Annotated in this window: 24 protein-coding genes; 17 read left to right on the top strand and 7 right to left on the bottom strand. The window is 65.9% G+C overall.

Annotated elements, in window-relative coordinates; all coding sequences use genetic code 11:
- The first annotated feature begins 276 nt into the window (after positions 1-276).
- The 5 genes from J5M67_RS22145 (at position 277) to J5M67_RS22125 (ending at position 5,561) form a co-directional block, all read left to right on the top strand.
- Positions 277-780, top strand: coding sequence for a DUF2946 domain-containing protein (locus J5M67_RS22145; protein ID WP_368735949.1), 504 nt, complete (start codon positions 277-279; stop codon positions 778-780).
- 116 nt (positions 781-896) lie between these two features.
- Complete coding sequence (locus tag J5M67_RS22140) at positions 897-2,981, top strand: TonB-dependent copper receptor (protein ID WP_243434822.1); 2,085 nt, start codon at positions 897-899, stop codon at positions 2,979-2,981.
- Between the two features lie 49 nt (positions 2,982-3,030).
- Positions 3,031-4,401, top strand: coding sequence for a PepSY domain-containing protein (locus J5M67_RS22135; RefSeq protein WP_207887468.1), 1,371 nt, complete (start codon positions 3,031-3,033; stop codon positions 4,399-4,401).
- A gap of 129 nt (positions 4,402-4,530) precedes the next feature.
- A complete protein-coding gene (locus J5M67_RS22130; RefSeq protein WP_207887467.1) occupies positions 4,531-5,019 on the top strand; it encodes a copper chaperone PCu(A)C in 489 nt (162 codons plus the stop codon).
- Positions 5,019-5,561 carry a GNAT family N-acetyltransferase gene (locus J5M67_RS22125; protein WP_207887466.1) on the top strand — a complete coding sequence of 181 codons (543 nt, stop codon included), beginning with the start codon at positions 5,019-5,021 and terminating at the stop codon, positions 5,559-5,561. The genes J5M67_RS22130 and J5M67_RS22125 overlap by 1 nt, the downstream gene beginning before the upstream one ends.
- Before the next feature lie 69 nt (positions 5,562-5,630).
- Here J5M67_RS22125 and J5M67_RS22120 read toward each other — a convergent pair whose 3' ends face one another.
- The 3 genes from J5M67_RS22120 to xseA all read right to left on the bottom strand — a co-directional run bounded on the left by J5M67_RS22120 (position 5,631) and on the right by xseA (position 8,947).
- Positions 5,631-6,467, bottom strand: a complete 837-nt coding sequence (locus J5M67_RS22120) for a M23 family metallopeptidase (RefSeq protein WP_207887465.1) — start codon at positions 6,465-6,467, stop codon at positions 5,631-5,633.
- Positions 6,468-6,805: 338 nt separating this feature from the next.
- Positions 6,806-7,561 (bottom strand): M15 family metallopeptidase, encoded by a 756-nt coding sequence (locus J5M67_RS22115; RefSeq protein WP_207887464.1) that lies wholly within the window; start codon positions 7,559-7,561, stop codon positions 6,806-6,808.
- Between the two features lie 6 nt (positions 7,562-7,567).
- The gene (gene xseA, locus J5M67_RS22110) at positions 7,568-8,947 is read right to left on the bottom strand and encodes an exodeoxyribonuclease VII large subunit (protein WP_207887463.1); all 1,380 of its coding nucleotides are present in this window, start codon (positions 8,945-8,947) and stop codon (positions 7,568-7,570) included.
- 147 nt (positions 8,948-9,094) lie between these two features.
- Here xseA and guaB point away from each other — a divergent pair, with 147 nt between their 5' ends.
- The 4 genes from guaB (at position 9,095) to tadA (ending at position 14,362) form a co-directional block, all read left to right on the top strand.
- Entirely contained in the window at positions 9,095-10,564 is a 1,470-nt protein-coding gene (guaB, locus tag J5M67_RS22105) for an IMP dehydrogenase (RefSeq protein WP_207887462.1), read from the top strand.
- Between the two features lie 81 nt (positions 10,565-10,645).
- Entirely contained in the window at positions 10,646-12,223 is a 1,578-nt protein-coding gene (gene guaA / locus J5M67_RS22100; protein WP_207887461.1) for a glutamine-hydrolyzing GMP synthase, read from the top strand.
- A gap of 229 nt (positions 12,224-12,452) precedes the next feature.
- Complete coding sequence (locus tag J5M67_RS22095) at positions 12,453-13,856, top strand: multicopper oxidase family protein (protein ID WP_207887460.1); 1,404 nt, start codon at positions 12,453-12,455, stop codon at positions 13,854-13,856.
- Complete coding sequence (tadA, locus tag J5M67_RS22090) at positions 13,847-14,362, top strand: tRNA adenosine(34) deaminase TadA (protein ID WP_207887459.1); 516 nt, start codon at positions 13,847-13,849, stop codon at positions 14,360-14,362. Before J5M67_RS22095 ends, tadA begins: the two co-directional genes overlap by 10 nt.
- 65 nt (positions 14,363-14,427) lie before the next feature.
- On the opposite strand, the gene mltF is transcribed toward tadA, so the two are convergent.
- Positions 14,428-15,900 carry a membrane-bound lytic murein transglycosylase MltF gene (mltF, locus tag J5M67_RS22085; protein WP_207887458.1) on the bottom strand — a complete coding sequence of 491 codons (1,473 nt, stop codon included), beginning with the start codon at positions 15,898-15,900 and terminating at the stop codon, positions 14,428-14,430.
- A gap of 289 nt (positions 15,901-16,189) precedes the next feature.
- Here mltF and purL point away from each other — a divergent pair, with 289 nt between their 5' ends.
- From purL to J5M67_RS22070, 3 genes are all read left to right on the top strand, one after another.
- Positions 16,190-20,086, top strand: coding sequence for a phosphoribosylformylglycinamidine synthase (purL, locus tag J5M67_RS22080; protein WP_207887457.1), 3,897 nt, complete (start codon positions 16,190-16,192; stop codon positions 20,084-20,086).
- A gap of 343 nt (positions 20,087-20,429) precedes the next feature.
- On the top strand, positions 20,430-20,558 hold the full coding sequence (locus J5M67_RS29965) for a CDGSH iron-sulfur domain-containing protein (protein WP_368735950.1): 129 nt from the start codon (positions 20,430-20,432) through the stop codon (positions 20,556-20,558).
- Positions 20,559-20,749: 191 nt separating this feature from the next.
- Positions 20,750-21,067 (top strand): YqfO family protein, encoded by a 318-nt coding sequence (locus tag J5M67_RS22070; RefSeq protein WP_207887456.1) that lies wholly within the window; start codon positions 20,750-20,752, stop codon positions 21,065-21,067.
- 68 nt (positions 21,068-21,135) lie between these two features.
- On the opposite strand, the gene J5M67_RS22065 is transcribed toward J5M67_RS22070, so the two are convergent.
- Together J5M67_RS22065 and J5M67_RS22060 are read right to left on the bottom strand one after the other, a co-directional pair.
- Positions 21,136-21,636 carry a murein L,D-transpeptidase family protein gene (locus tag J5M67_RS22065; protein WP_207887455.1) on the bottom strand — a complete coding sequence of 167 codons (501 nt, stop codon included), beginning with the start codon at positions 21,634-21,636 and terminating at the stop codon, positions 21,136-21,138.
- A 52-nt stretch (positions 21,637-21,688) separates the two neighbouring features.
- Positions 21,689-22,240 (bottom strand): NUDIX hydrolase, encoded by a 552-nt coding sequence (locus J5M67_RS22060; RefSeq protein ID WP_207887454.1) that lies wholly within the window; start codon positions 22,238-22,240, stop codon positions 21,689-21,691.
- 130 nt (positions 22,241-22,370) lie between these two features.
- Here J5M67_RS22060 and J5M67_RS22055 point away from each other — a divergent pair, with 130 nt between their 5' ends.
- Genes J5M67_RS22055 through J5M67_RS22035 form a run of 5 tightly spaced genes read left to right on the top strand, consistent with a single transcriptional unit; the run spans position 22,371 to position 25,673 of the window.
- Complete coding sequence (locus tag J5M67_RS22055) at positions 22,371-22,976, top strand: CoA pyrophosphatase (RefSeq protein WP_207887517.1); 606 nt, start codon at positions 22,371-22,373, stop codon at positions 22,974-22,976.
- 45 nt (positions 22,977-23,021) lie between these two features.
- A complete protein-coding gene (locus tag J5M67_RS22050; RefSeq protein WP_152225281.1) occupies positions 23,022-23,546 on the top strand; it encodes a gamma carbonic anhydrase family protein in 525 nt (174 codons plus the stop codon).
- On the top strand, positions 23,543-23,731 hold the full coding sequence (locus tag J5M67_RS22045; RefSeq protein ID WP_207887453.1) for a DUF1289 domain-containing protein: 189 nt from the start codon (positions 23,543-23,545) through the stop codon (positions 23,729-23,731). Before J5M67_RS22050 ends, J5M67_RS22045 begins: the two co-directional genes overlap by 4 nt.
- A 38-nt stretch (positions 23,732-23,769) precedes the next feature.
- On the top strand, positions 23,770-24,951 hold the full coding sequence (gene purT, locus J5M67_RS22040; protein WP_207887452.1) for a formate-dependent phosphoribosylglycinamide formyltransferase: 1,182 nt from the start codon (positions 23,770-23,772) through the stop codon (positions 24,949-24,951).
- Positions 24,948-25,673, top strand: a complete 726-nt coding sequence (locus J5M67_RS22035) for an SGNH/GDSL hydrolase family protein (RefSeq protein ID WP_207887451.1) — start codon at positions 24,948-24,950, stop codon at positions 25,671-25,673. The genes purT and J5M67_RS22035 overlap by 4 nt, the downstream gene beginning before the upstream one ends.
- 167 nt (positions 25,674-25,840) lie before the next feature.
- Here J5M67_RS22035 and J5M67_RS22030 read toward each other — a convergent pair.
- On the bottom strand, positions 25,841-26,417 hold a 577-nt coding region (locus J5M67_RS22030; protein WP_207887450.1), incomplete at its 5' end, for an MFS transporter.

The raw sequence follows: 26,417 nt of genomic DNA, 5'->3' as shown, positions 1-26,417 counted from the left end.
CGAAGCAGGATGAGGGTGTGTGCGGTTTTCATGAGTGCCAACCTAATGGCCTGGGAGGCCGATGGCAAGCATTCGTTAAAAATTGGTAGAAAATCTCTGTGCGCCAGATTAAGTGATAAAAAATTGCTGAAATATTTATGTTTGGGCAATTTTTATTAGAGGCGCTCGCTGTGCTTTACTGATTCTGCGTCCACGTGCCGCAGCGGAGCTTCGGAACTCCGTGCGATCATTGTCCGCCCGCTCCTGGCGGGGGCTTTCCATCCGCAAGGACATTTCGTGACCCGTCGCACCCGACAAGGCCGCTTCCGACAAGGCATAGGAACCTGGCTGGCGCTGTTCGCCATGCTGATGATCTATGTCGGCCCGCTGGTATCCCAGTCGCTGCCGATGGATCACCCTATGCCCATGGACCATTCCATGCCGATGCAGCATGGGATGTCCCCGTCGCACGACGAGGGCATGCAACACGGCCAGGCCATGGCGCACGACATGGCCGGCATGGACGAGATGGCCTGCTCCGACGGCCATCATGCTGCTGACCATCAAGCCGCCCCGGTTTCCCAGGGCAAGCAGCCGCTCAGCGCCGACGCCTTCATGGAGAAGTGCGGCTACTGCAGCCTGCTGATCCACAGCCCGCCGCTGACCCCGCCGCCGGTCCTGATCGACCACGGCCTGCCCGGCGCCGCTACGCCGGTCGCGCAGTTCGGTACTTCTCGCATTCCCGCCTCGCCGGTCTTTCCCGGCGCCCGTTCCCGCGCTCCACCGGCCCTGATCGGCTGATCCCCTATCCCGAATCCATCGACCGCAGGCGCGGATGACCGCTTCCGCCTGCGCGCCGTGCGTGTCCGCATGGAACGGGCGTTATCACCGATCATGGAATAAATGGAATGTCCCGCATGCCCCTGCGCCGTCGGCCCCGTGCCGTCGGCTTGCGCGCCCTGTGCGCGCTGACCGCCCTTGGCGGTCTCACTGCCGTCCCGGCCCTGGCCGAGGATGACGATCACGCCACCCACGCGGTGGAGCTGGAGCCCAGCGTCATCACCGCCGTGGCACAGAGCTCGCCGCTCACCGTGGTCACCGACCCAAGGCAGCCGCGCCAGCCGATCCCCGCCAGCGATGGCGCCGACTACCTCAAGACCATCCCCGGCTTCTCCGCCATCCGCAACGGCGGTACCAACGGCGACCCGGTGCTGCGCGGCATGTTCGGCTCGCGCCTGAACATCCTCACCAACGGCACCACTATGCTTGGCGCCTGCCCGGCACGGATGGATGCGCCGACCTCCTATATCTCGCCGGAGACCTATGACAGGCTCACCGTGGTGAAAGGCCCGGAGAGCGTGATCTGGGGCCCCGGCGCTTCGGCCGGCACCATCCGCTTCGACCGCGAGCCCGAGCGCTTCGGCGAGCTGGGCTCGCGGATCAACGGCAGCCTGGTGGGCGGCTCCAACGGTCGCTTCGACCGCGTGCTGGACGCCGCCGCGGGTGGCCCCGAAGGTTATCTGCGCTTCACCGGCAACAAATCCCAGTCCGATGACTACCAGGACGGTGCCGGCGATACGGTGCCCTCGCGCTGGAACAAGTGGAACGGCGACGTCGCCGTGGGCTGGACGCCGGACGCCGATACCGTCGTCGAACTCACCGCTGGCAAGGGCGACGGCGAAGCGCGTTACGCCGGGCGCGGCATGGACGGCTCGCAGTTCAAGCGCGAGAGCCTCGGCCTGCGCTTCGAGAAGTCCAACCTCGGCGAGGTGCTCGACACGCTGGAGGCGCAGGTCTACTACAACTACGCCGACCATGTGATGGACAACTACAGCCTGCGCACGCCCTCGGGCTCCGGGATGATGGCCGGCCCCATGGCCTCCAACGTCGACCGCCGTACCCTGGGCGGACGCCTGGCCGCCACCTGGCGCTGGGACGACTTCAAGCTGGTTTCCGGTGTCGACGCGCAGACCAACGAGCACCGCGAACGCATGGGCATGGGCATCGATACCTACGATGACCAGCCGTGGAACAAGGACGCGGTCTTCCACAACTATGGCGCCTTCGGCGAGCTGACCTGGTACGCCGCCGAGCGCGACCGGGTGATCGGCGGCGCGCGCCTTGACCGCGCCTCGGCCAAGGACTACCGGCAGACCACCGGGTCTGGCCACATGACCCAGCCCAACCCCACCGCCGACGACACCCGCGCCGATACCCTGCCCAGCGGCTTCCTGCGCTACGAACACGATCTGGCCGATACGCCGACCACGCTGTACGCCGGCCTTGGCCATGTGCAGCGCTTCCCCGACTACTGGGAGCTGTTCTCCCCCGACAGCGGCCCAGCCGGCTCGGTCAACGCCTTCGACAGCATCAAGCCGGAGAAGACCACCCAGCTGGACTTTGGCGCGCAGTACGAGGACGAGAAACTCAAGGCCTGGGCCTCCGGCTATGTCGGGGTTATCGACGACTACATCCTCTTCGAGTACAGCGACGGCATGATGGGCATGACGTCCCAGGCGCGGAACGTCGACGCCCGCATCATGGGGGGCGAGCTGGGCGCGGCCTATGCGCTGACCTCCAACTGGACCACCGATGCGACCCTGGCCTACGCCTGGGGCAAGAACACCACCGACGACCGCGCCCTGCCGCAGATGCCGCCGCTGGAGGCGCGCTTCGGCCTGACCTATGAGCAGGATGTCTGGAGCGCCGGTGGCCTCTGGCGGGTGGTGGCGCGCCAGGGGCGGGTCGCCGACGGGCAGGGCAACGTGGTCGGCTATGACTTCGAGGAAAGCCCCGGTTTCGCGGTGTTCTCGCTCAATGGCGCCTACAAGCTGAGCCAGCACTTCAAGGTCAGCGCCGGCGTCGACAACCTGTTCGACAAGGACTACGCCGAGCACCTGAACCTGGCGGGCAATGCCGGCTTCGGCTACCCGGCGGACAACCCCGAAGCGATCCATGAACCGGGGCGCACGCTCTGGACCAAAGTGGACTTCTCCTTCTGAACCTGACTGGCCCCGCCAGTCGGGGTCTCCTTGCGTGGGGACATTACGAATGCAGAAGAAACCATTCGATTTCTACAACCTGGCCTGGCGCTGGCACTTCTACGCTGGGCTGTTCGTCGCGCCGTTCATGATCCTGCTGTCGCTCACCGGGATCATCTATCTGTTCAAGCCACAGCTCGACCCGCTGATGTACAGCGACCTGCTGCAGGTGCGGCCCGGCGAGGTGCGGCTGTCCGCCGACGAGCAACTGATGCACCTGCATCACCAGAACCCGCAAGTGCAGGTCAGCCAGTACCTGCCGGCGCCGGCCGCCGACCGCAGTGCGCAGTTCGTCGCGCAACTGGATGGGCGCGAGGTGAATGCCTTCGTCGATCCCTACAGCGGCAAGCTGCTGGGCGTGCAGGACGCCAAGTCCAACTTGCAGGCGATGGCCCGTGCGCTGCACGGCGAGCTGATGATCGGCACCGTGGGTGACCGGCTGATCGAACTGGCCGCCGGCTGGGGCATCGTCCTGGTCGTCTCCGGTCTCTACCTGTGGTGGCCGCGCAAGCGCTCGCTGCGGGTGCTGCTCTGGCCGGACCTGTCGCGCCGTGGCCGCGCATTGTGGCGCGAGGTGCACGTGGTGGTCGGCTTCTGGGGCTCGCTGCTGATGCTGTTCATGCTGCTTACCGGCATGACCTGGACCGGCTTCTGGGGCAAGACCTTCGCCGACGTGTGGAACCGCTTCCCGGCGCCGATTTGGAACGAGGTGCCGAAGTCGGACCTGGAGGCGCGCACGCTCAACGAGGCGCATCGCCAGACCATTCCCTGGGCCATGGAAAACACCCCGATGCCGATGTCCGGCGGCGCCCACGCCGAGCACATGGCCCACGGCGCCGGCGGCATGGCGATGCCACAGATCAGCCTGCAGCAGGTGGTCGATACCGCTGACCGGGCCGGCGTCACGCCCGGCTACGCCATCGCCCTGCCCAAGGGCGAGCAAGGTGTGTTCACCGTCTCGGTGTTCGCCGACGACTCGCGCAATGACGCCACGCTGCACATCGACCAGTACACCGGCAAGGTACTCGCCGACGTGCGCTGGAAGGACTACGGGCTGGTGGCCAAGGGCGTCGAGTCCGGCGTGATGCTGCACGAAGGCAAAATGTTCGGCCTGTTCAACCAGCTGCTCATGCTCGCGGTCTGCCTGATGATCCTGCTCAGTGCCGTCAGCGGCCTGTGGATCTGGTGGAAGCGCCGCCCGCAAGGCCGTCTCGGCGTGCCGCCGATGCCCCATGCGCTGCCGGTGTGGAAGGGCGGGGTGGCGATCATGCTCATCCTCGGCGTCGCCTTCCCGCTGGTGGGCGCGTCGTTGCTGCTGGTGTGGGCGCTGGACTGGGCCGTGCTGTCGCGGATCAAGCCGCGCAGCCCGGCCATGGGCTGATGTGTGCGTTGTTTCAACCTGACGCCTGCCGCGAGGCAGGCTATGCTGCGGCGCGATCGTTTCGCCCGCGGCCCGATGTTTTCCCGCCGCCCTGGCGGACCTGATCACAAGCCAACTGGAGTTTCGAACATGCGTAAATCCCTGCTCGCTTTCGCTGTCCTGCTGGGCTTCTCCGGCGCCGCCATGGCCCACGAATACGAGGCCGGCAACCTGCATATCGACCACCCCTGGTCGCTGCTGCTGCCGGCCAACTCGGTGAACGGCGCGGCCTACTTCGTCGTGGAAAACCACGGCAAGGACGCCGACCGCCTGCTCGGCGCCGACACCGAGCGCGCCGCCAGCGCCGAGATCCACCAGCACGTGGAGAAGGACGGCATGATGAAGATGCAGAAGGTCGAAGGCGTGGACGTCCCCGCCGGCGGCAAGATCGTCTTCGCTCCTGGCCAGTACCACCTGATGCTGTTCGGCCTGAAGAAGCCGCTGGCCGATGGCGAGCGCTTCCCGCTGACCCTGCACTTCCAGAAGGCCGGTGACGTGAAGGTCGAGGTCGCCGTGCAGAAGGAAGCCCCGAAAGGCACCGACATGGGCCACGACATGCACGGCATGAAGATGGACTGATGAGCGACCTGCTCCTGCGCCCGCTGGTATGGGCGCAAGACGGTGAGTGGCTGCACGGGTTCGATGGCAGCTACTCCAGCGACTCGATCCTGCGGATCGAGTCCGCGGCCGATGGTTTCATCCTGCGCGAAGAGCGCCTGCCCGAGGCGCAGATCAAGCGCTATCCCTTCGCGGATCTGGAGGACGATGTGGCCGCGTCCGACTGGACTGCCGTCGCCATCGACGAGGCAGGCGAACGCCTGGGATTCGCCATTGCCCACTACGAGATCTGGAATCGCCGCGCGGTGCTGGACGATCTGTTTGTTCTCGCCGACGCCCGCGGACGCGGTGTCGGCAAGCTCCTGATGGACGCCTGCCTGGACTGGGCGCGTGGCACCGAGGCGCGTCATCTGTGGCTGGAAACCCAGAACCTCAACCTGCCGGCGGTGGGCTTCTACCGCTCCCGTGGTTTCGCCCTCAGCGGACTGTCCACCGACCTCTACGACCCGGCGCAGGTGCTGCCGGGGGAAATGGCGCTGTTTTTCAGCTATTCGCTGGTCTGAGATACGCGACGGCTCAGCAGTGCCAGGATCGCGCTGCGCGGACCGAAGCGACAGCGCGCTTGCACGGGATCAGGGCTTGAACGCGCCGATGAAGATTGCCGGATCGACGCGGGCGTCGTTCAGGCTGACGTTCCAGTGCATGTGCGGCCCGGTGGCGCGGCCGGTGGCGCCGACACGGCCGACCACGCCGCCGCGCGGGACCTGATCACCGACTTTTACGTCGATCTTCGACATGTGGCAGAACATGCTGATGAAGCCCTGGCCGTGGTCGACGAACACGGTGTTGCCGTTGAAGAAGTAGTTGCCGATCAGGATCACCTTGCCGGCAGCTGGCGACTTGATCGGGGTGCCGGCGGGTACGGCGAAGTCCAGCCCGGAGTGCGGGTTGCGCTCCTCGCCATTGAAGAAACGGCGCAGGCCGAAGGGGCTGGAAAGCGGGCCGTTGACGGGTTTGTCCAGTACCAGGTTGCTCGGCGTGCCGGGGCTGAAGCTGCGGTAGGCGGTGGTCTGCTCGGCCAGCTCGCGGTTGATGCGCTTGAGGTCTTCGGGCAGCGGGTTCACCTGGCGGGTGTTCTTCAAGGTGATGTGCTGCTCTTTATAGTGTTTGCTGTCCACGCTGAAACCGAGGTTGCGGCTGGCGCCGCCCTGCTTCACGACGATCTGCTGGCTGCCGGCCTTGGTGGTCAGCGGGATGCCGACGATGGCGATCCAGTCGCGGCCTTCCTCGCGCACCACCAGCACCGGTTTGCCCTGGTAGGTGGCCGTGGGCACGGCGGCGTCCTGGCCTAGCTGGACGACGGCAACACCGCCGGGCACCGGCTTGTTCAGGGTGCGGCTGATGAAGCCTTCGGCGTGGACGGGCAGGGCGAGGAGGGCGGTGAACAGCAGGCAGAATGCGCGGATCATGCGGGCTTTCCGTGAGGCGACAGCGGATGGAGCAGGCAGTCTACACGGGCCGCTGCGGCGGGCGGGGCGATTTCGTCGAAAGCGGAACGTCTTGGCGGGCTGCTTTTCGTAGGACCGAGGGGGACGCTAGTCCTTGCTCGCGAACCAACCTCTGCAGCGGGGCTGTTCGCGAGCAAGCTCGCTCCTACAAATAGCCCTGCTTGAGGGGCAGCCCTCGCTGCGAGCTATCAGACGTCGTAGGAGCGGACTCTGTCCGCGATCGCTTACCAGCCACTCCGGTGATAACGGGGCGGCGCAAAGACATCGCGGACAGAGTCCGCTCCTACGAGAGCCAACAGCTAGCGGCGCAGCCCTTCCAGCTGCTGGCGCCACAGTTGCTCCAGCGGCAGCACCTGCGCCGGGCCATAGATGGCGTGGGGTTTGCCCAGGTGCGCCGCCCACAGCTGGTCGCCATAGTCGTAGTGCCACCACTCGCTGGACAGGTTGCTGAACCCCGCCGCGCTCATGGCATTGAACAGCATTCGGCGGTTGTCACGGATGCGCCTCTGGGGTTCATCCGGCGCGGCGATCTCTTCGTAATGTCGGGTATAGGAACGCGGCGTCGCCTCGTCGAACAGGCTGCCCATGTCCAGCCAGCGGCCTTCGCGGTCGCACAGGGTCAGGTCGATGGCGCCGCCGGTGAGGTGCGGGCTGGGCGACTCTGCGCGGGTGCTGGGCGGCGCGACGAACTCGCGGGTACGGCGGGTCAGCTCGGCGGGATCGGCCTCCGGTTCGTGCTGGCGGAGAATGTCGTAGAGCGTGTCGTACAGGTGCTGCTGCACCGCGAAGGGCCGCCAGGCATCGAGGATCACCAGGCGGATGCCGTCGGGCAGCAGGCTGGCGGCGTGCAGCAGGCGCTCGAACACGTCGGTGCGGGCGTAGCACTCCGGCTGCGCATTGGGCACGCCCAGGCGGTGATAGGCCGGCCACACCGCGAAGCCGGTGGCGATGCTCAGCGCCTGCAGTGGCTGACCGCATTCGACGATGGGCATGCGGAAGGCTTCGGCCCAGTCCGGATCGGGCTGCGGCAGGATCGGTGCAAGCAGGTCGGTCATCGTTGATCAGTCCAGCAGGGAAAGGGTGACGGGCGCCTGGTGGTTGTCCTCCACCCGCACCTCCAGTTCGCCTTCGGCCAGCCGGGCTTTCAGGCGCTGGCCGTTCTTCGTCTGCGCCGCGCTGCGGATCGCCTGGCCCTTGTCGTCCAGCAGGATGCTGTAGCCACGGCCAAGGGTGGCCAGCGGGCTGACGATGTGCAGCGTCTGCATCAGGCCGTCCAGACGCTGGCGCTGTTCGCGCAGGATCGCCTGGGTGGCGCGGGGCAGGCGGCCGCTGAGGTTTTCCAGGCGCTGGCGCAGCAGGGCCAGGTTGCGGCCGGGATGCTGGGCAGCGAGGCGGGTGTCCAGCCGTGCGACGCGCTCCTGGCGGATGTGCAGCTGGCGCTCGAAGGCGCGGCGCAGGCGCATGTCCAGGTCATCCAGGCGCTGGGCCTGCTGGCGCAGGCGTTCGCCGGGGTGGCGCAGGCGCCGGGCGGTGCCTTCCAGGCGCAGGCGCTCGCGGGTCAGGCGGTCCTGGATGCGCAGGATCAGTCGACGGCGCAGCCCGTCCAGGCGCTGCTGCAGGTCGCCGCTGTGGGGCGCCAGCAGTTCGGCGGCGGCCGAAGGCGTGGGCGCGCGCACGTCGGCGACGAAATCGCTGATGGAAACGTCGGTTTCATGGCCCACGGCGCTGACGATGGGCGTCACGCAGGCGGCGATGGCGCGGGCCACCGGCTCCTCGTTGAAGCACCAGAGGTCTTCCAGCGAGCCGCCGCCACGGGCCAGGATCAGCGCGTCGAAGCCCTGCGCATCGGCCAGCTTGAGCGCGCGGACGATCTGCCCGACAGCCTCGCGGCCCTGCACGGCGGTGGGGATCAGGGTCAGCTCGACTTGCGGGGCGCGGCGGCGGAACACGCTGATGATGTCGCGGATCACTGCGCCGGTGGGCGAGCTGACGATGCCGATGCGCCGGGGATGTGCCGGAAGCTCGCGCTTGCGCTCGGCGGCGAACAGGCCCTCGGCGGCAAGCTTTTCCTTCAGCGCCTCGAAGGCCAGGCGCAGCGCGCCGTCACCGGCCGGTTCGACGGCATCGGCGATCAGCTGGTAGTCGCCGCGCCCCTCGAACAGCGAGACCTTGCCGCGCACCCGCACGGCGAGACCGTCGCGCAGGGCCTGGCGTACGCGCAGGGCGTTCTGCCGGAACAGCGCGCAGCGCACCTGGGCGTTGCTGTCCTTGAGGGTGAAATACATATGGCCGGAGGCCGGGCGGGCGAGGTTGGAGATCTCGCCCTCGACCCAGACCTGCGGGAACACGTCCTCCAGTAGGTGGCGGGCGCGCTGGTTGAGCTGGCTGACGGTCAGAACCTCGCGGTCGAGGCCCAGCCGTTGGAAGGGATCATTCTGCATGGCGAAGGATGATAAGCGCGCCCGTGGACAGGGGCCAGCGCGCAGGGTTGAGAAAGCTTCATTCAGATCGTCCGGTTACGTTGAGCCGCGCCCCCCAGCTGGGATATAATGCCGCGCTTCCATTTTTCCCGATCGGGAGCCCCCGCCATGCTGCGCATCAGCCAAGAAGCCCTCACTTTCGACGACGTCCTCCTGATTCCCGGTTATTCGGAAGTCCTACCCAAGGACGTGAGCCTGAAAACCCGACTGACCCGTGGCATCGAGCTGAACATTCCGCTGGTATCCGCCGCGATGGATACCGTGACCGAATCCCGCCTGGCCATCGCCATGGCGCAGGAAGGCGGCATCGGCATCATCCACAAGAACATGGGCATCGAGCAGCAGGCCGCCGAAGTTCGCAAGGTCAAGAAACACGAGACCGCGATCGTCCGCGACCCGGTCACCGTGACCCCGTCGACCAAGATCATCGAGCTGCTGCAGATCGCCCGCGAATACGGCTTCTCCGGCTTCCCGGTGGTGGAAGAGGGTGAGCTGGTCGGCATCGTCACCGGTCGCGACCTGCGCGTGAAGCCGAACGTCGGCGACAGCGTTTCCGCGATCATGACCCCGAAAGACAAGCTGGTCACCGCTCGCGAAGGCACCGCCCTGGAAGAGATCAAGGCCGCTCTCTACGAGAACCGCATCGAGAAGATGCTGATCGTCGACGAGAAGTTCCGCCTGACCGGCCTGGTCACCTTCCGTGACATCGAGAAGGCCAAGACCTATCCGCTGGCGTCCAAGGACGACCAGGGCCGCCTGCGCGTCGGCGCAGCCGTCGGCACCGGCGCCGATACCGGCGAGCGCGTTGCCGCACTGGTCGCCGCTGGCGTTGACGTCGTCGTCGTCGACACCGCCCACGGGCACTCCAAAGGCGTGATCGACCGCGTTCGCTGGGTGAAGGAAACCTTCCCACAGGTACAGGTCATCGGCGGCAACATCGCCACCGGCGAAGCCGCCAAGGCGCTGGCTGACGCCGGCGCCGACGCCGTCAAGGTCGGCATCGGCCCGGGCTCCATCTGCACCACCCGTATCGTCGCAGGCGTCGGCGTGCCGCAGATCTCTGCCATCGCCAACGTTGCCGCTGCCCTGGAAGGCACCGGCGTTCCGCTGATCGCCGATGGCGGCATCCGCTTCTCCGGCGACCTGGCCAAGGCCATGGTGGCTGGTGCCTACTGCGTGATGATGGGTTCGATGTTCGCTGGTACCGAAGAGGCTCCGGGCGAGATCGAGCTGTTCCAGGGCCGTTCCTACAAGTCCTACCGTGGCATGGGCTCGCTGGGCGCCATGGCCGGCTCCACCGGTTCCTCCGATCGCTACTTCCAGGACGCTTCCGCTGGCGCCGAGAAGCTGGTGCCGGAAGGCATCGAAGGCCGCGTGCCCTATAAAGGCCAGCTGACCGCCATCGTCCACCAGCTGATGGGTGGCCTGCGTGCCGCGATGGGCTACACCGGCAGCGCCGATATCCACGACATGCGCACCAAGCCGCAGTTCGTGCGCATCACTGGCGCCGGCATGGCCGAGTCCCACGTCCACGATGTGCAGATCACCAAGGAAGCCCCAAACTACCGCGTAGGCTAAGGGCTTCAGGTTAATGAGTCGGACACGGGGCTGGTTGATACAGCCCCGTGTCGTTTAAGAATTTCGCTACGAGAGATGGCCATGTCCCAAGACATTCACGCTCACCGGATCCTGATCCTCGACTTCGGCTCCCAGTACACCCAGCTGATCGCCCGCCGCGTTCGCGAGATCGGCGTGTACTGCGAGATCCACCCGTTCGACATGAGCGACGAAGACGTTCGTGCCTTCGCCCCGCGCGGCATCATCCTGGCCGGCGGCCCGGAGTCGGTGCATGAAGCCAACAGCCCGCGCGCGCCGAAGGCCGTGTTCGACCTGAAGGTGCCGCTGTTCGGCATCTGCTATGGCATGCAGACCATGGCCGAGCAGATGGGCGGCAAGGTGCTGGGTTCGGACCTGCGCGAGTTCGGCTATGCCCGCGTCGACGTGGTCGGCAAGGCCCGCCTGCTGGACGGCATCGAAGACCACGTGGACGAGGACGGCGTCTTCGGCCTCGACGTGTGGATGAGCCATGGCGACAAGGTCACCGAGATCCCGGAAGGCTTCCACATCCTCGCCAGCACCCCGAGCTGCCCGATCGCCGCCATGGCCGACGATGCCCGTGGCTACTACGGCGTGCAATTCCACCCGGAAGTGACCCACACCAAGCAGGGCGGTCGCATCCTCTCCCGCTTCGTGCTGGACATCTGCGGCTGCGCAGCCCTGTGGACCCCGTCCAACATCGTCAACGACGCCATTGCCACCGTGCGCGCCCAGGTGGGTTCGTCCAAGGTGCTGCTGGGCCTGTCCGGCGGCGTGGACTCCTCGGTGGTTGCGGCGCTGCTGCACAAGGCCATCGGCGACCAGCTGACCTGCGTCTTCGTCGACAACGGCCTGCTGCGCCTGCACGAGGGTGACCAGGTGATGGCCATGTTCGCCGAGAACATGGGCGTCAAGGTCATCCGCGCCAACGCCGAAGAGCTGTTCCTCGGCCGTCTGGCCGGCGTCAGCGACCCGGAGCAGAAGCGCAAGATCATCGGCAAGACCTTCATCGAGGTCTTCGACGATGAAGCCACCAAGCTGCAGGACGTGAAGTTCCTCGCCCAAGGCACCATCTACCCCGACGTGATCGAGTCGGCTGGCGCCAAGACCGGCAAGGCCCATGTGATCAAGTCGCACCACAACGTCGGCGGCCTGCCTGAAGACATGCAGTTCGAACTGGTCGAGCCGCTGCGCGAGCTGTTCAAGGACGAAGTCCGCAAGATCGGCCTGGAGCTGGGCCTGCCCTACGACATGGTCTACCGCCACCCGTTCCCGGGCCCGGGCCTGGGCGTGCGCATCCTCGGCGAAGTGAAGAAGGAATACGCCGACCTGCTGCGTCGCGCGGACCACATCTTCATCGAAGAGCTGCGCAACTTCGACTGGTACCACAAGACCAGCCAGGCCTTCGTGGTGTTCCAGCCGGTGAAGTCCGTCGGCGTGGTCGGCGATGGCCGTCGCTACGCCTGGGTCGTGGCCCTGCGCGCGGTGGAAACTATCGACTTCATGACCGCTCGCTGGGCGCACCTGCCGTACGAGCTGCTGGAAAAGGTCTCGAATCGCATCATCAACGAGATCGAAGGCATCTCCCGCGTCACCTATGACGTGTCGAGCAAGCCGCCGGCCACCATCGAGTGGGAATGATCGGGGACAGTTAACGTCCTCTTAACGAAGAGGCGGCACGCTCGCCGCCTTCTTCGGCAGGCGGGGCGGGCGAGTGCCCGTCCTTGACCTGACGCACGAGCGGCGCTGCCGTCTTCGTGCAAAGTCTCTCCGTGCAGCGGGCCGCAAGAGCCTGTGCCGGGCGCGAAACGCGCCAACCTCCGTGAAAGTCGATGGGGTCGCATGTCCCTTGTTCGAGGAGTCTGGACCCATGTCGTTTACCCGTAGACAAGTACTCGGCGGCATCGCCGGCCTGGCCGTGCTCGGCCTGGGCGCCGGTGGCGCGCGCCTCTGGCTGGCGCGCCCGGAAGTGGCCGCCGAACACGATTACGAGCTGATCGCCGCTCCCTTGGACCTGGAGCTGGTGCCCGGCCACAAGACTCCTGGCCTGGGTTATGGTGGTCAGGCGCCGGGCGTGGAAATCCGCGCGCGCCAGGGTGACTGGCTGCGGGTGCGCTTCACCAACAAGCTGGACGAGCCGACCACCATCCACTGGCATGGCATCCGCCTGCCCATCGAGATGGATGGCGTGCCCTACATCTCGCAGCCGCCGGTGCAGCCGGGCGAGAGTTTCGTCTACCAGTTCAAGACGCCGGACGCCGGCAGCTACTGGTACCACCCGCACCTGATGAGCAGCGAGCAGCTGGGGCGCGGCCTGGTCGGGCCACTGATCATCGACGAGCGCGAGCCGACCGGGTTCACCAGCGAGAAAGTCCTCTGCCTGAAGACCTGGCACGTGGACGAGGAAGGCAACTTCACGCCCTTCAGCGTTCCCCGCGAGGCTGCGCGCGAAGGCACGCGCGGGCGCCTGTCGACCATCAATGGCGAACGTACGCCGGTGATCGAACTGCCGGCCGGCGAGATCGTCCGGGTGCGCCTGCTCAACGTCGACAGCACCGTGACCTACCGCCTCAACTTGCCGGACGCCGAGGCGAAGATCTACGCCATCGACGGCCATCCTGTGGAGCCGCGCGATTTCGGCAGGGGGCCGAAGGACCAGTACTGGATCGGCCCGGGCATGCGCCTGGAGCTGGGCATTCGTGGCCCGGCCGAAGGCACCGAACTGTCGCTGCGCAATGGTCCGGTACGCCTGGCGACCCTCCGTGGCGTGGCCAACCCGAAGGCGCCGACCGCCCAGTGGCCGGCCGCGCTGCCGCACAACCCTGTGGCCGAGCCGGACCTGAAGAACGCCGAGACCATCAACTTCAAATTCGAGTGGGTGGGCGCCATATCCGACTACTCCAAGGGCCAGTCGGCGCCTTCGCTGTGGCAGATCAACGGTGTGGCCTGGCAGGGCGGCGAGGAGCACAAGCACAATGCGCCGCCGCTGGCGAAGCTCAAGGAAGGCAACAGCTACATCTTCGTGCTGCGCAACATGACCCAGTACCAGCACCCGATCCACCTGCACGGCATGGCCTTCAAGGTGCTGGATTCCGATCGTCGGGAGATCATTCCGTACTTCACCGACACCTACCTGCTGGGCAAGAATGAGACGGCACGCGTGGCGCTGGTGGCGGATAACCCCGGCCTGTGGATGTTCCACTGCCACGTGATCGATCACATGGAGACCGGTTTGATGGGAACCATCGCAGTGGGTGAGGCATGGTGCGGCTGACCAACAGCAAGGGGCATCCCACCGTGAAGGGGCTGCGGCCGGTCATCGACCGCAGCCAGGACATCCCCTTCATGCGTGAGGCCCTGTTGCTGGCCGAGCAGGGCGCGGCCCTGGGCGAAGTGCCGGTGGGGGCCGTGCTGGTGCTGGACGGACAGGTGATTGGCCGTGGCTTCAACCGGCCGATCACCTCTCACGATCCCAGTGCCCATGCGGAGATGGTCGCCATCCGCGAGGCGGCCGCCGCCGCGCAGAACTATCGCCTGCCCGGCAGCACCCTCTACGTCACGCTTGAGCCCTGCAGCATGTGCGCCGGGCTGATCGTCCATTCGCGCATCCAGCGCGTGGTGTTCGGCGCCACGGAGCCCAAGTCCGGTGTAGTGGTCAGCCGGGCGGCATTCTTCGAGCAGGATTTCCTCAACCACCGGGTGCTGGTGGAGGGCGGAGTGCTGGCGGAGGAGTGCAGCGCGATGCTCTCGGCCTTCTTCAAGGCCCGCCGCAAGGGCTGAGCTGGGAGCTTTTGCTTTTGTAGGAGCGAGCTTGCTCGCGAACGGTGGGCCAGCGTGATGAAGCCTCAGAGCTTCTCGTCCTGCGGAGTGTCTTGCGGCTTGGTCTTGTTCACGCCCGGCAGGTGCAGGCCGCTCTCGGCGAGCTGGCCGCCTTCCATCTGCGGCTGGGTCACCCAGGTAAGGATGTCGTAGTAACGCCGCACGTTCTGCACGAAGTGCACCGTCTCGCCGCCGCGTGCATAGCCGTAGCGGGTCTTGCGGTAATACTGCTTCTGCGACAGGCGCGGCAGCATCTTCTTCACATCGAGCCACTTGTTCGGATTCAGGCCTTCCTGCTCCGCCATCTTGCGCGCGTCGTCCAGGTGGGCGCCGCCGATGTTGTAGGCAGCGAGGGCGAACCAGGTGCGGTCCGGGTCCTGGATGCTCTCGGGCAACTCGTCCTTGATCTGGATGTAGTACTTGCTGCCGCCCTGGATGCTCTGCTTGGCATCGAGGCGATTGGCCACGCCCATGGCCTGGGCGGTGCGGTTGGTCAGCATCATCAGGCCGCGTACGCCGGTCTTGGAGGTGGCGTCCGGTTGCCACATGGACTCCTGGTAGCCGATGGCGGCCAGCAGGCGCCAGTCGGCTTCGAGCTTCTGGCCGCTCTGGCGGAAGTGCGGCTCGTATTTGGGCAGGCGCTGCTGCAGGTGCTGGGCGAAGGTGTAGGCGCCGACATAGCCCAGTACATCGACGTGGCCGTAGTAGCGGTCCTTCAGGCGTTGCAGCAGGCCGTCCTGCTTGGCCTTGTCGAGGAAGGCGTTGACCTTCTCCAGCAGGCTGTTGTCGTCGCCGGCCGGCAGCGCCCAGGCCAGGCCGCGGGAGTCGCCGAGGTCGAAGGCCACGCGGACGTTGGGGAAGTACACCTGGTTCATCGCCAGTTCATTGGAATCGACCAGCGTCAGGTCGATCTCGCCGACATCGACCATGCGCAGCAGGTCGACCATCTCGTCGGCGTCGGATTCGCGGTAGGTGATCCTGGGGAACTGCTTCTTCAGTTCGGCCAGCTGGGCGGCGTGGCTGCTGCCCTTGAGCACGACGATGCGCTTGTCTTCCAGGTCCTCGGGGCGGGTCGGGCGCTGCTCGCCGTTGCGGTAGACGACCTGCGGTGTGACATCGAGGTAGGAGTGCGAGTAGTGCACCTGCGAGCTGCGGTCGCCACCCGGCGTCAGGCCTGCGGCGGCGAGATTGGGACCGCCGTCATGGCCGAGCTGGCTGTAGAGGTCGTCCAGGTTGTCGGCGGTTTCGATTTCCAGCTTGACCCCCAGGCTATCGGCAAAGCGTTTGGCCAGCTCGTACTCGAAGCCGGTGTCGCCGTTGCGATCCTGGAAGTAGGTAGCGGGGCTGTTGCGGGTGATCACGCGCAGGACGCCGTCCTTCTGCACACGTTCCAGGGCCGTCGGGACTTTCGCCTCGGTACAGCCGGAAATCAGCAGAAAGATACAGGTCGCCAAGAACCAGGCGGTGCGACGTACGCGGGACGCAGTCAGGGCAAGCATCGACGCAGTATACGCAAAGGCCATGTGGCGCCATATATCGACAGGTTGACGCTTCTCTGCTAGCTGGCATGTCGTTCGTCGGTATTTTGGCGCATGAGGCCGGGCCAGGCGGGCCGGATGCGGGCTGATCGAAGCTGTTCGAAGGTGAAAAAACGACTCGGTGGCGGTGGGCGCGAGGAAGGTGCTGGAAAGGTGCCGCCGCCTCTCTCTTTACGGTAGAATGCACGGCCTCTGTGGGCCGGCCCGTCCGGCCCCACACACTTCCCCGTCTCCAGAGGCTGTTCCGACAATGCTGATCCTGCGCGGTGCTCCCGCCCTTTCCGCTTTCCGCCACGGCAAACTGCTCGACCTGCTGACCCAGCATGTGCCCGCCGTCACCGGGCTGTATGCCGAGTTTGCGCACTTCGCCGAGGTCATCGGAGCCCTCAACGCCGAGGAAGAACAAGTCCTGGCGCGCCTGCTGAAGTACGGCCCGAGCGTCCCCGTGCAGGAACCCGCCGGCCGCCTGTTCCTGGTGGTTCCGCGCTTCGGCACCATCTCGCCCTGGTCGAGCAAGGCCTCTGACATCGCCCGCAACTGCGGCCTGGCCAAGATCGAGCGCATCGAGCGCGGCATCGCCTACTACGTCACCGGCGAGCTGAGCGAGGCCGACGCGCAAGCCGTCGCCGCCCGCCTGCACGACCGCATGACCCAGCTTGTGCTGAATGAGCTGGAAGAAGCCTCCGCCCTGTTCAGCCACGCCCAGCCCAAGCCGCTGACCGTGGTGGACATCCTCGCCGGCGGTCGCGCCGCGCTGGAAAAGGCCAACCTCGAGCTGGGCCTGGCCCTGGCCGAGGATGAGATCGACTACCTGGTGAAAAGCTTCGTCGAGCTGGGCCGCAACCCGCACGACGTCGAACTGATGATGTTCGCCCAGGCCAACTCCGAACACTGCCGCCACAAGATATTCAACGCCAGTTGGGACATCGACGGCCAGGCTCAGGACAAGAGCCTGTTCGGCATGATCAAGAACACCTATGAAATGCACCGCGAAGGCGTGCTGTCCGCGTACAAGGACAACGCCGCGGTGATGAAAGGCTACGTCGCCGGCCGCTTCTACCCGAACGCCGAGACCCGCCAGTACGGCGCCAGCGAAGAGCCGGTGCACATCCTGATGAAGGTGGAAACCCACAACCACCCGACCGCCATCGCTCCCTTCCCCGGCGCCTCCACCGGTTCCGGCGGCGAGATCCGCGACGAGGGCGCGACTGGTCGTGGCGCCAAGCCCAAGGCCGGCCTGGTCGGCTTCACCGTCTCCAACCTGAACATCCCCGGGTTCGAGCAGCCCTGGGAAGTGCCCTATGGCAAGCCCGAGCGCATCGTCACCCCGCTGGACATCATGATCGAAGGCCCGCTGGGCGGCGCCGCGTTCAACAACGAATTCGGCCGCCCGAACCTGGCCGGCTACTTCCGTACCTTCGAACAGGCCATCGCCACCCCGCGTGGCGAGGAAGTCCGCGGCTACCACAAGCCGATCATGATCGCCGGCGGCATGGGCAACATCCGCGAAGACCATGTGCAGAAGGGCGAGATTTCGGTCGGCGCCAAGCTGATCGTGCTCGGCGGCCCGGCCATGCTGATCGGCCTGGGCGGCGGTGCCGCGTCCTCCATGGCTACCGGCGCTTCCGCCGCTGACCTGGACTTCGCCTCGGTACAGCGCGAGAACCCGGAAATGGAACGCCGCTGCCAGGAGGTCATCGACCGCTGCTGGCAGATGGGCGAGAACAACCCGATCAAGTTCATCCACGACGTGGGCGCGGGCGGTATCTCCAACGCCCTGCCGGAACTGATCAACGACGGCGGCCGTGGCGGCCGCTTCGAACTGCGCAACGTGCCCAACGACGAGCCGGGCATGAGCCCGTTGGAAATCTGGTGCAACGAGTCGCAGGAACGTTACGTGCTGTCCGTCGACGCCGCCGACTTCGAGACCTTCAAGGCTATCTGCGAGCGTGAGCGCTGCCCGTTCGCCGTGGTCGGCGAAGCCACCGAAGAGAAGCAGCTCACCGTCGCCGACAGCCACTTCGGCAACAAGCCGGTGGACATGCCGCTCGAAGTGCTGCTGGGCAAGCCGCCGCGCATGCACCGTTCGGTCACCCGCGAAGCCGAACTGGGCGATGACTTCGCCGCCGCCGGCCTGGACCTGACCGAGTCCACCGAGCGCGTGCTGCGCCACCCGGCCGTGGCCAGCAAGAACTTCCTGATCACCATCGGCGACCGCACCATCACCGGCCTGGTCGCCCGCGACCAGCTGGTCGGCCCGTGGCAGGTTCCGGTGGCCGACTGCGCCGTCACCGCCACCAGCTTCGACGTCTACACCGGTGAAGCCATGGCCATGGGCGAGCGCACTCCGCTGGCCCTGATCGACGCCCCGGCCTCCGGCCGCATGGCGATCGGCGAGACCATCACCAACCTGGCCGCCGCGAGCATCGACAAGATCTCCGAGATCAAGCTCTCCGCCAACTGGATGGCCGCTGCCGGCCACCCGGGCGAGGACGCGCGCCTGTACGACACCGTCAAGGCTGTCGGCATGGAGCTGTGCCCGGCGCTGGGCATTACCATCCCGGTGGGCAAGGACTCCATGTCCATGAAGACCCGCTGGCAGGATGGCGACGCCGAGAAGAGCGTCACCTCGCCGATGTCGCTGATCATCTCCGGCTTCGCCCCGGTCAACGACATCCGCAAGACCCTGACCCCGCAGCTGCGCCTGGACAAGGGTGAAACCGACCTGATCGTCATCGATCTGGGTCGTGGCAAGAACCGCATGGGCGGCTCCATCCTCGCCCAGGTCAACGGCCAGATCGGCCGTGCCGCGCCGGACGTCGACGATGCCGAAGACCTGAAGGCCTTCTTCGCCGTGATTCAGGGCCTGAATGCCGACGGTCACCTGCTGGCCTACCACGACCGTTCCGACGGCGGCCTGATGGCCACTGTGGTGGAGATGGCCTTTGCCGGTCATTGCGGTCTGGACCTGAACCTTGACGCGCTGGCCGACAGCCGTGACGAACTGACCGCCGCCCTGTTCAACGAAGAGCTCGGTGCGGTCATCCAGGTTCGCTCCGCTGCCACCCCGGAAGTGTTGGCCCAGTTCAGCGCCGCCGGCCTGGAAGACTGTGTCGCCGTGATCGGCCAGCCGGCCGCTGGCGCCGACATCGAACTGGCCTTCAACGGCGAGCGGGTGTTCAACGCCCAGCGCCGCAACCTGCAGCGTATCTGGAGCGAGACCAGCTACCGCATCCAGCGCATGCGCGACAACGCCGATTGCGCCGACCAGGAATTCGACGGCCTGCTGGAAGAAGACAATCCGGGTCTGTCGGTGAAGCTGAGCTTCGACGTCAACGACGACATCGCCGCGCCTTACATCAAGAAGGGCGTGCGTCCGCAGATCGCCATCCTGCGCGAGCAGGGCGTCAACGGTCAGGTGGAAATGGCCGCGGCCTTCGACCGTGCCGGCTTCGCCGCGGTCGACGTGCACATGAGCGACATCCTTTCCGGCCGCATCAGCCTGGAGCAGTTCAAGGGCCTGGTGGCCTGCGGCGGCTTCTCCTACGGCGACGTACTGGGCGCCGGCGAGGGCTGGGCCAAGTCGATCCTCTTCAACAGCCGTGCCCGTGATGGCTTCCAGGCCTTCTTCGAGCGCAAGGACAGCTTCGCCCTCGGCGTGTGCAACGGTTGCCAGATGATGTCCAACCTGCACGAGCTGATCCCCGGCACCGAGTTCTGGCCGCACTTCGTGCGCAACCGCTCCGAGCAGTTCGAAGCCCGCGTGGCGATGGTCCAGGTGCAGGAATCGCAGTCGATCTTCCTGCAGGGCATGGCCGGTTCGCGCCTGCCGATCGCCATCGCCCACGGCGAAGGCCATGCGGAGTTCGAGAGCGAAGAAGCGCTGCTGGAGGCGGACCTGTCCGGCACCGTGGCCCTGCGTTTCCTCGACAACCTGGGCAAGGTTACCGAGAGCTACCCGGCCAACCCCAACGGCTCGCCCCGTGGCATCACCGGCCTGACCAGCCGCGACGGCCGCGTCACCATCATGATGCCGCACCCGGAACGAGTGTTCCGCGCCGTGCAGAACTCCTGGCGTCCGGATGAGTGGGAAGAGAACGGCGGCTGGATGCGCATGTTCCGCAATGCCCGCGTCTGGGTGGGTTGAGTCCGGTTTCCGGATGGGACACGAAAAGGGGAAAGCTTCGGCTTTCCCCTTTTTCTTTGCCCCTAGGGCGTACAACCGTTCGCGGTTGTACGCTGTTTCACCTTGGTTGGTCGTCGACGCCGGGGTTGGGCTCGAAGAGCGCCTTGGGCCATGGCCAATCAGCGTATAACGTGGAACGTTATACGCCCTACGTTGGGCAGAGGAGGGGGCGTTGGCTGAATCGGAGATACTGCCTGAGGTTCGCCCGGTCGAGCCGGGGCAAATCCTTCGCCTGTGCGGCTGTGGGCGATGCACAAGCCTGCCGGACGCCGCCGGCGACTGTACCCGCGCTCTTGATCTGACCGTGGGGCGCGAGCGCCATCTGTTGCTTTGCCGCTGTGGTCGTTCGGCCAGCCTTCCGTATTGCGATGGCTCCCACGCGCCGGAGACGCCCGGTCTGAAGGCGCGCTGGCGGCGCTTCATGGGCCGCTGATCTCGAAGTCGGTCACAGATTTCGAACAAAGTCGGTCGTGGGCGAACGCACACTGCACCGGAAGGTCGAACTTTCCCGATGACTCGCTGGTCATAAGGGGCAAAGTGCCACTATTTGTGGCAGCATTTGCCAAGCGTGGCGCCATTCGCCACGGCGTTTTCTGTTTCGATCTCCCTGTTTCGGAGCACTCGATGTACAAACTTTGTTTCTACGTTCCGGAGAGTCATCTGGAACCGGTCAAGAAGGCGGTATTCGCCGCCGGTGCAGGACGCATCGGTGCCTATGACAGCTGCTGCTGGCAGGCATTGGGACAGGGGCAATTCCGGCCATTGCAGGGCAGCAACCCGTTCATCGGCCAGGCGGGCACCGTCGAGCAGGTGGCCGAGTGGAAGGTCGAGATGGTGGTGGCCGACGAGCTGATCCATGACTCGGTCAAGGCCCTGAAGGCGGCTCATCCGTATGAGACCCCAGCCTTCGAAGTGTGGCGGCTGTCGGACATGGTGTTCTGAGAGCCCAGGCTCTTGCGAACGCCCATGAAAAAGGCGCCCTGGGGCGCCTTTTTCATTTGTGAGTCCGATCAGGGGCGGATCTCGATCAGCGTGCCGTCCTTCACCAGGCTCCAGACCTCGCGCAGGTCGGCGTTGGTCATGGCGATGCAGCCGTTGGTCCAGTCCAGGGTGGAGAAGTACCACTCGGGGTATTCCTCATCCAGCGGGGTGCCGTGGATCATGATCATGCCGCCTGGCGACAGGTTCTTCTCCCGCGCCTTGGCCACGTCGCGCGCGTTGGGGTAGGAGATGTGCATGGAGAGGTTGTACTTGTCGCTGGTCTTGCGCCAGTCGATCCAGTAGAAGCCCTCCGGCGTGCGGTTGTCGCCCTCGGCGAGCTTCGGGCCCTGCGGGCGCTTGCCCAGGGACACGCGGTAGCTCTTGAGAATCTTGCCGTTGCTCATCAGGTGCAGTTTGCGCTCGGACTTGAGCACGAGAATCTTGTCGATGTGACCGTCGAGCGTAGGCGTCGCACTGGCGTTCGAGAACGCTGCGAAGGTCAGACAAAGAACGGCAATCAGCCAGCGCATTGAAACGTATTCCCCAGTGATCCTAATGCCTTAGAGGCGGTGTACAGGTCTTTTAGTTCTTTTTCTGTGCCAGCATCGGTGCGATGGCTTCGTTGCGTACCGGGAAGCTTCGCTTGATGCGGTCCGCAAAGTAGCATTCTAAGGTACGGCCCACGGTGGGGAAAGCCAGCTCACCCCACGGGATGTCGGATTCTTTGAACAGCGCCACCTCCAGGCTTTCATCGCCGGCGCAAAAGTCCAGGTCGGCCAGTTCCGCGCGGAAGAACATGTACACCTGGCTGATGTGCGGCAGGTCGAAGAGGGTATAGAGCTGCAGGTCGCGGACGCGGGCACAGGCTTCTTCGAGGGTTTCCCGGGTGGCGGCTTGCTCCAGGGTTTCGCCGTTCTCCATGAAGCCGGCGGGCAGGGTCCAGAAGCCCTGGCGCGGTTCGATGGCGCGGCGGCAGAGGAGGATGCGGCCTTCCCACACCGGCAGGCAGCCGGCGACGATCCGGGGGTTCTGGTAATGCACGGTATGGCACTGGTCGCAGACGTAGCGCGGGCGATTGTCGCCGCTGGGGATGCGCAGGCTCACCGGAGCGCCGCACTGACTGCAGAATTTCATGCCGTTTCCTTGTTCGAATGTACATTCATCTTGCGCGCAGCGCCCGGCACGCAGCAAGGGGCGGGGCTTGGGCAGTTCGGTCTTTCGTGCCATGATCGTTCAATTAAAAGAAACGGCCCTTTCCCGCAGGATGTTCGGCATGCTGGACCAGCTGCGCCAACGCATACAGGCGCATACGCCTCGCGACTTCGAAACGGATCGCAGCTTCCCTGAAGCGGCGGTCCTGCTCCCCATCACTCCCCACGAGGAACTCGTGCTCACCCTGCGCGCGACGGGGTTGTCCACCCACAGCGGCGAGGTGGCGTTCCCGGGTGGGCGACGCGATCCCGAGGACGTCGACCTGATCCACACCGCTCTGCGCGAGGCGGAGGAGGAAATCGCCCTGCCGCCGGGGCTGGTGGAAGTGGTCGGACCGTTGAGCACCCTGGTTTCCCGGCATGGCATCGTGGTCAAGCCATTCGTTGGCTTCGTCCCGGATTTCGTCGAGTACCGACCCAATGACGGTGAGATCGACGCGGTATTCAAGGTGCCGCTGGAGTTCTTCCGCGGCGACCCGCGGGAAACCACCCATCGCATCGATTACTTCGGCCGCAGCTGGTACGTCCCCAGCTACCTCTACGAGGGGTACAAGATCTGGGGGTTGTCGGCGATCATGCTGGTCGAGCTGGTCAACCTGCTGTATGACGCCCGCATCGACCTGCACCAGCCGCCTGCACAATTCATCAAGCTGAGCTGATTCAAAAAAGGCGCCGAACCAGCGGCCCCGCCTGAGGAGAAACCCATGAAGTACCGCCTGGGCTCGTCCCGAGTCGAAACCCATCCGGAAAGCTGGATCGCGCCGAACGCCACGGTGATCGGCAAGGTTCGCCTGGAGGCCGGCGCCAGCGTGTGGTTCAACGCCGTGCTGCGCGGCGACAACGAGCTGATCCATATCGGCGAGAACAGCAACGTGCAGGACGGCACCGTGATCCACACCGACATGGGCTTCCCGCTGACCCTGGGCAAGGGCGTGACCATTGGCCACAACGCCATGCTGCATGGCTGCCAGGTGGGCGACTACAGCCTGATCGGCATCAACGCGGTGGTCCTCAACGGGGCGAAGATCGGCAAGTACTGCATCATCGGCGCCAATGCGCTGATCCCCGAGGGCAAGGAGATTCCCGACGGTTCCCTGGTCATGGGCTCGCCCGGCAAGGTGGTGCGCGAGCTGACCGAGGCGCAGAAGAAGATCCTCGAAGCCAGTGCCGCCCATTATGTGCACAACGCCCAGCGCTACGCCCGCGAGCTGGCTGAGCAGGAAGAATGACCGTCGAACGTCCCGTGGCCTCGCCCTGCGTGCATGTCTGCGCGTTGGATGACGCCGACATCTGTCTGGGCTGCCAGCGCAGCGCCGACGAAATCACTCGCTGGGGGCGCATGGACAACGCCGAGCGCCGCGAGGTGCTCGTGCGCTGCGAAGAGCGCGCCCGCCAGCAGGGCGTGCTGATCTAGCGCGCCATCGAAATTTTCATTCCCCGAGGTTTCACACAATGCCCCGTATTGGAACTCCCCTGTCGCCGAGCGCGACCCGTGTACTGCTCTGTGGCTCCGGCGAGCTGGGCAAGGAAGTGGCCATCGAGCTGCAGCGCCTGGGCTGCGAAGTGATCGCCGTCGACCGCTACGAGAACGCCCCGGCCATGCAGGTGGCGCATCGCAGCCACGTGATCAGCATGCTCGACGGCGTCGCTCTGCGCGCCGTGATCGAGCAGGAGAAGCCGCACTACATCGTGCCGGAGATCGAAGCCATCGCCACCGCCACACTCGTGGAGCTGGAGAGCGAAGGCTACACCGTCGTCCCCACCGCTCGTGCCGCGCAGCTGACCATGAACCGCGAAGGCATCCGCCGCCTGGCCGCCGAGGAGCTGGGCCTGCCCACCTCGCCGTACCACTTCGCCGACACCTACGAGCAATACGCTGCCGGCGTCGCCGCCGTGGGCTACCCCTGTGTGGTCAAGCCGATCATGAGCTCCTCCGGCAAGGGCCAGAGCGTGCTCAAGTCCGACGCCGACCTGAAGGCCGCCTGGGACTACGCCCAGGAAGGCGGCCGCGCCGGCAAGGGGCGGGTGATCGTCGAGGGCTTCATCGACTTCGATTACGAAATCACCCTGCTGACCGTGCGCCACATTGGCGGCACCACCTTCTGCGCGCCCATCGGCCACCGTCAGGTGAAGGGCGACTACCACGAGTCCTGGCAGCCCCAGGCCATGAGCCCGAAGGCGCTGGCCGAGTCCGAGCGCGTGGCCAAGGCGGTCACCGAGGCGCTGGGCGGCCGTGGCCTGTTCGGCGTGGAGCTGTTCGTGAAGGGCGATGAAGTGTGGTTCAGCGAAGTCTCGCCGCGTCCGCACGATACCGGCCTGGTCACCCTGATTTCCCAGGACCTCTCCGAGTTCGCCCTGCACGCCCGCGCCATTCTCGGCCTGCCGATCCCGGTGATCCGCCAGCTGGGCGATTCCGCCTCGGCAGTAATCCTGGTGGAAGGCAAGTCGCAGCAGGTGTCCTTCGGCAACCTCGGCGCGGCCCTGAGCGAGCCGGACACCGCGCTGCGCCTGTTCGGAAAGCCGGAAGTGGACGGCCAGCGCCGCATGGGCGTGGCTCTGGCGCGGGACGAGTCCATTGACGCCGCCCGTGCCAAGGCGACCCGCTCGGCCCAGGCGGTCAACGTCGAGCTGTGAGCCGCTGGGCGGGGCTGGCGTGGTGGGCGGCGGCGTTGCCGTTGCTGCCGCTGGTCCTGCCAATGGCCGTGCGCACCCGGCGCACGGCCTTGCGCCTGGCTCCCGCCGCTGGCGTGTGTGAGGGCGTCGCGGGTGCGGAGCTTGCGGGCGAGGCCTTTCGCCTGCTCCTGTTGGGTGAGTCCACGGTTGCCGGAGTCGGCGCGTCCTGCCTGGATTTCGCCCTGGCCGGGCGACTGGCGCTGGCGCTCTCCGGTCGTCTTCAGCGCCCCGTCGCCTGGCGTGCGGTGGGGGAGAACGGCATCACCGCCAGCGAGGCCTGCGCTCGCTGGCTGCCGCTGGTCGCTGATCAGGATTACGACCTGGTGGCGCTGGTCTTCGGCGTCAACGACACCACGCATTTCAGTTCCAGCCAGCGTTGGTTGGGCGCCTTGCAGCAGCTGATCGAGCATTTCCGAGCGCGTGGCGCGCGGGTCGTATGCACGGCGGTTCCGCCGTTGCAGCATTTCACGGCGCTGCCCTGGTTATTGCGGCAGTTGCTGGGCTGGCGCGCGGCGTTGCTGGATCGCCAGCTCAGCGGGTTGGCCGTGGCGCAGGGCGCCGGTTACTGCGAGGTCAGCCTGGAAATGCAGCCGCAGTTCCTCGCCATCGACGGCTATCACCCGTCGGCGCTGGGCTATCAGGTCTGGGGCGAACACCTGGCGCAGTGGCTGGTGCAATCGTAGGGCGTACAACCGTTCGCGGTTGTACGCCGATTAGGGCTCAGCTCGGAGTATTTGGCTCTTTGTAGGAGCGAGCTTGCTCGCGAACAGATGTATCCGGTTGCTCCGGCGCTGGGCGATTCGCGAGCAAGGACTGGGCGTCCCCCTCGGTCCTACAGAAAAGCGGGCCCTCAACCGATATTGTTCAAATCATCCTCGCGGGTCTCCCGCAGGCACAGCACGGCCAGCAGACTGAGCACCGCTGCCACCGAGACGTAACCGCCCACCCAGCTCAGTCCGCCCATGCCCACCAGCTTCTGCGCGATGTACGGCGCCACCGAGGCGCCGAGAATGCCGCCCAGGTTGTACGCTGCCGAAGCGCCGGTGTAGCGCACGTGGGTGGGGAACAGCTCCGGCAGCAGCGCGCCCATGGGGGCGAAGGTCACGCCCATCAGGAACAGCTCCAGCGCCAGGAATATCGCCACCTCGACCGAGGAGCCCTGGCTCAGCAGCGGCTGCATGGCGAAGCCTGAGGCGATGGCGGCGACACAGCCGACGATCAGTACCGGCCGGCGCCCGAAGCGGTCGCTCAGCCAGGCGGATAGCGGCGTCGCGGCGGCCATGAAGAGCACGGCGAAGCACAGCAGGCCGAGGAACTGCTCGCGGCTGTAGCCCAGGCTGGTCACCCCGTAGCTCAGCGAGAACACCGTGGAGATATAGAAGAGGGCATAGCACACCACCATCGCCAGGGCGCCGAGCAGGGTCGGC

The organism is Pseudomonas sp. 30_B (assembly GCF_017491605.1).
Taxonomy (GTDB): domain Bacteria; phylum Pseudomonadota; class Gammaproteobacteria; order Pseudomonadales; family Pseudomonadaceae; genus Pseudomonas.
Note: the sequence above shows the minus strand (reverse complement) of the source record. Positions and strands in the feature narration are given on the sequence as shown.

Bases quoted from the DNA above. Each gene is read 5' to 3' on its own strand.
- J5M67_RS22140 (WP_243434822.1), top strand. From the start codon at position 897: ATGCCCCTGCGCCGTCGGCCCCGTGCCGTCGGCTTGCGCGCCCTGTGC.
- J5M67_RS22135 (WP_207887468.1), top strand. From the start codon at position 3,031: ATGCAGAAGAAACCATTCGATTTCTACAACCTGGCCTGGCGCTGGCAC.
- J5M67_RS22130 (WP_207887467.1), top strand. From the start codon at position 4,531: ATGCGTAAATCCCTGCTCGCTTTCGCTGTCCTGCTGGGCTTCTCCGGC.
- J5M67_RS22125 (WP_207887466.1), top strand. From the start codon at position 5,019: ATGAGCGACCTGCTCCTGCGCCCGCTGGTATGGGCGCAAGACGGTGAG.
- J5M67_RS22120 (WP_207887465.1), bottom strand. From the start codon at position 6,467: ATGATCCGCGCATTCTGCCTGCTGTTCACCGCCCTCCTCGCCCTGCCC.
- J5M67_RS22115 (WP_207887464.1), bottom strand. From the start codon at position 7,561: ATGACCGACCTGCTTGCACCGATCCTGCCGCAGCCCGATCCGGACTGG.
- xseA (WP_207887463.1), bottom strand. From the start codon at position 8,947: ATGCAGAATGATCCCTTCCAACGGCTGGGCCTCGACCGCGAGGTTCTG.
- guaB (WP_207887462.1), top strand. From the start codon at position 9,095: ATGCTGCGCATCAGCCAAGAAGCCCTCACTTTCGACGACGTCCTCCTG.
- guaA (WP_207887461.1), top strand. From the start codon at position 10,646: ATGTCCCAAGACATTCACGCTCACCGGATCCTGATCCTCGACTTCGGC.
- J5M67_RS22095 (WP_207887460.1), top strand. From the start codon at position 12,453: ATGTCGTTTACCCGTAGACAAGTACTCGGCGGCATCGCCGGCCTGGCC.
- mltF (WP_207887458.1), bottom strand. From the start codon at position 15,900: ATGCTTGCCCTGACTGCGTCCCGCGTACGTCGCACCGCCTGGTTCTTG.
- purL (WP_207887457.1), top strand. From the start codon at position 16,190: ATGCTGATCCTGCGCGGTGCTCCCGCCCTTTCCGCTTTCCGCCACGGC.
- J5M67_RS22070 (WP_207887456.1), top strand. From the start codon at position 20,750: ATGTACAAACTTTGTTTCTACGTTCCGGAGAGTCATCTGGAACCGGTC.
- J5M67_RS22065 (WP_207887455.1), bottom strand. From the start codon at position 21,636: ATGCGCTGGCTGATTGCCGTTCTTTGTCTGACCTTCGCAGCGTTCTCG.
- J5M67_RS22060 (WP_207887454.1), bottom strand. From the start codon at position 22,240: ATGAAATTCTGCAGTCAGTGCGGCGCTCCGGTGAGCCTGCGCATCCCC.
- J5M67_RS22055 (WP_207887517.1), top strand. From the start codon at position 22,371: ATGTTCGGCATGCTGGACCAGCTGCGCCAACGCATACAGGCGCATACG.
- J5M67_RS22050 (WP_152225281.1), top strand. From the start codon at position 23,022: ATGAAGTACCGCCTGGGCTCGTCCCGAGTCGAAACCCATCCGGAAAGC.
- J5M67_RS22045 (WP_207887453.1), top strand. From the start codon at position 23,543: ATGACCGTCGAACGTCCCGTGGCCTCGCCCTGCGTGCATGTCTGCGCG.
- purT (WP_207887452.1), top strand. From the start codon at position 23,770: ATGCCCCGTATTGGAACTCCCCTGTCGCCGAGCGCGACCCGTGTACTG.